3 protein-coding genes and 1 pseudogene are annotated in these 3,473 nt (G+C 68.6%); all 4 read left to right on the top strand.

Going from position 1 to position 3,473, the window contains the following annotated elements:
- Positions 1 to 973 (top strand): mannitol dehydrogenase family protein (locus ABNT58_RS10660; RefSeq protein WP_348753457.1); only part of this gene is annotated, 973 nt, incomplete at its 5' end.
- A complete protein-coding gene (locus ABNT58_RS10655) occupies positions 966 to 1,694 on the top strand; it encodes an SDR family oxidoreductase (RefSeq protein WP_348753456.1) in 729 nt (242 codons plus the stop codon). The genes ABNT58_RS10660 and ABNT58_RS10655, both read left to right, overlap by 8 nt.
- A 25-nt stretch (positions 1,695 to 1,719) precedes the next feature.
- Entirely contained in the window at positions 1,720 to 2,661 is a 942-nt protein-coding gene (locus ABNT58_RS10650) for an AraC family transcriptional regulator (RefSeq protein WP_348753455.1), read from the top strand.
- Between the two features lie 482 nt (positions 2,662 to 3,143).
- Positions 3,144 to 3,348: pseudogene (locus ABNT58_RS10645) on the top strand (IS3 family transposase); the annotation flags it as partial.
- Positions 3,349 to 3,473: the final 125 nt, after the last annotated feature.

Here is a 3,473-nt window from a genome sequence, read left to right as displayed (position 1 = left end):
CGCCATCCTGCGCGCGCGCATGGCCGCGGGCGCCGGCCCCCTCACGCTGCTGAACTGCGACAACCTGCGCCACAACGGCGACCGCGCGCGCAGCGGCCTGCTGCAGTTCATCCAGCAGGTGGGCGATGCCGACCTGCTGGCCTGGGTGCAGGCCCACACCAGCAGCCCCAATGCGATGGTCGACCGCATCACGCCCCGGCCTACCGCCGAAGTGCGCGACCGTGTGCGTGCCGCCACCGGCGTGGACGACCCCGCGGCCTTGATGGGCGAGAGCTTCATCCAGTGGGTGATCGAAGACCGCTTCATCGCCGGCCGCCCGGCCTGGGAGCAGGTGGGCGTGGAGATGGTGCAGTCGGTCGATGCGCATGAAGAAGCCAAGATCCGGCTGCTCAATGCCACCCACAGCTGCATCGCCTGGGCGGGCACGTTGGCCGGGCTGCAGTACATCCACGAGGGCACCCACGACGCGGCGATCCGCCGCATGGCCTACGACTACGTCACCGACGACACCATCCCGGTGCTGAGCCCCAGCCCGCTGGACCTGGCCGCCTACCGCGACGTGGTGCTCGACCGCTTCGGCAACCCCGCCATCGCCGACACCAACCAGCGCGTGGCGATGGACGGCTTCAGCAAGCTGCCCGGCTTCATCGCGCCCACCATCCGCGAGCGCCTGGCGCGCGGGGAGGGCATCGCCAGCGTGGCCATGCTGCCGGCGCTGTTCCTGGCCTACCTGCAGCGCTGGCACCGCGGGCAGATTCCGTACACCTACCAGGACCAGGCGATGGACCCGGCCGTGGCCCATGCCATCTGCGAGGCGGCCGACCCGGTGGCGGCCTTCTGCGCCGACGGCCCGCTGTGGGGCCCGCTGGCCGGCGACGCGCGGCTGGTGGCCGCGATCCGTGATGCTTCGGGCCGCGTGGCGCAATGGCTGGCCGATCGTGCCAATGGCCTGCAGGAGAGCACCGATGACTAGACAACTGGAAGGCCGTGTGGCCGTGGTCACCGGCGCCGCTTCAGGCATCGGCCTGGCCGGCACCGAGGCGATGCTGCAGGCCGGCGCCCGCGTGGTGCTGGTCGACCGCGACGGCGATGCACTGGCCCGCGAATGCGCCCGGCTGGGCCCGGCCGCGCTGCCGCTGCAGATCGACTTGCTGGACGCCACGGCCTGCGCCAGCCTGGTGCCGCGTGCACTGGCACTGGCGGGGCAGATCGACATCCTGCATGCCAATGCCGGGCTCTACGTGGGTGGCGACCTGGTGGACGCCGACAGCAGCGCCATCGACCGCATGCTGAACCTGAACGTCAATGTGGTGATGAAGAACGTGCACGACGTGCTGCCGCACATGATCGGCCGCGGCACCGGCGACATCGTGGTCACCAGCTCCTTGGCGGCGCACTTTCCGACGCCGTGGGAGCCGGTGTATGCGTCTTCCAAGTGGGCGATCCATTGCTTCGTGCAGACGGTGCGGCGGCAGGTGTTCAAGCACGGCATCCGCGTGGGTTCGCTGTCGCCGGGGCCGGTGGCCAGCGCGCTGCTGGCCGACTGGCCGGCCGACAAGCTCGCCGAGGCCAAGGCCAACGGCAGCCTGATGGAGCCGGCCGACGTGGCCGAGGCGATGCTGTTCATGCTCACCCGGCCGCGCCACGTGACCATCCGCGACGTGGTGATGCTGCCCAGCCAGTTCGATCTCTAGGAGCCCGAGCACCGAGAATCGCGCCATGCGAGGCCAAGAAGCGATGCACCCCCCGCGCCGGCGTGCGCCGGAGATGGAGTACGACCACACCCGGCCCACCGCGCTGGGTTATGAGCCGGTGGAAGACACCGGCTTCATCCGTTGCCTGGCGCACGGCTTTCCCACGCCGCTGGCGCGCTGGCACCACCATGAGGAGTACGAGCTGCACCTCATCGTGGCCACCACCGGCAAGGCCTTCGTGGGCGACTGGATCGGCTCCTTCGAGCCCGGGCACCTGGTGCTCACCGGCCCGCGGCTGCCGCACAACTGGGTGTCGGTGGACGTGCCGGAAGGCGGCGTGGCCGAGCGCGACCTGGTCATCCAGTTCCAGCGCGAGCCGCTGGTGGCCGCCGCCCAGGTGGTGCCCGAGCTGGCCGAGGCGCTGCCGCTGCTGGAGCGGGCGCGCCACGGCGTGGAGTTCTTCGGCCTGGGCGAGGTGGCGCGCACGCTGTGGCACCAGTGCAAGGCCGAGCGCGGCCTGCGCCGGCTGGCCGCCTTCTGCGACCTGCTGGGGGTGCTCTCGCGCTGCAACGACTACCGCATGCTGTCCAGCGTGCAGATGCAGGCCAAGGACGACGAAGCCGGGCTGGAGCAGATCAACGCCATCGTCAGCCGGCTGACGGCCGACATCAGCCAGACCTTCGTGGCCGCCGAACTGGCCGCCGAGCTGGGCATGACCGAGAGCAGCTTCAGCCGCTTCTTCCGCCGGGCCACCGGCAACAATTTCACCGACTTCGTCAACCGCGTGCGCATCAACCGCGCCTGCCAGCTGCTGATGGAAAGCGACCGCCGCGTGGGCGACATCGCCTACGAGGTGGGCTTCAACAACCTGGCCAACTTCAACCGCCGCTTTCTGGAAGCCAAGGGCATGACGCCGCGGGATTTCCGGCGGCGGGCGAATGATCGGTTCAGCGGGGCGGCGGGGTAGGGCGCTCGGCGGCGCGCCTCCGTGGCGCCCCCGATGGGGCGCCTCCCAGTCGCGGACATCAAGGCCGGGCAGGCGGCCAAAGGCGAGCGGTGTGGAGGCGACGACGTCGGCACGGCCCTGCTTGGCTGCCAGCGCCCACAAACCTTCATGTGTCAGAAGCGCCTGCTTTTGCGCGAAGGGCAGCGCGACGGGCAGCACTGCGCGCCTCGACGTCAGCGCTGCTCACAACCTGGCCCGACGCGATCTGAGCGCGTGCTGTGTCGACCTTGTTGCGCAGCAAAGCGTCGTAGTCGCGCGCGCGCCCCTATCGGAACTCGATTCCTTGAAGAAGCGTGGGCTGTCAGCTTTTAGTGTGTCATGGTCGAATTTCTTCGGACACATCGATCAGGGCTTTTGATCCCTGGAATGAAGAAGAGTATGAAGCACACCAAGTCTGTGCTGGACGCCTTGGAGCAAGCGCTGTACGACCGCGCAAGCCGACCGAGACCATCAACGGGCTCTGCAAGGCCGAGGTGTTCCACCCGGCGCGGACCGCGGAGAATCGAGCAGGCGTTGGAGTTGGCGACGTTGAAGTGGGTGGCCAGGTTCAACCGCAATCGACTGATAGAGCCGCTGAGCTGTATCCCGCCGGCAGAGTTCGAGGCGAACTACCATCGACAACGCGCTGGTCAGGCTGCGACCGCCTGACTTAAACCGAATGGCCTCCGCGGAAGTGAACTGACCCCCAGAAGTTGGACACAGTTCAAGAGGTCCCATGGGGAAGTACGAAACAAGGCTCAAGCTCAAGGTCGTCGAGAGCTTTCTGGCTGGGG

The sequence above is a fragment of the uncultured Aquincola sp. genome (genome assembly GCF_964001545.1).
In the GTDB taxonomy this organism is placed as follows: Bacteria; Pseudomonadota; Gammaproteobacteria; order Burkholderiales; family Burkholderiaceae_C; genus Aquincola.
The sequence above is the reverse complement of the archived record's forward strand: the minus strand, read 5'-3'. Positions and strand labels throughout refer to the sequence as shown.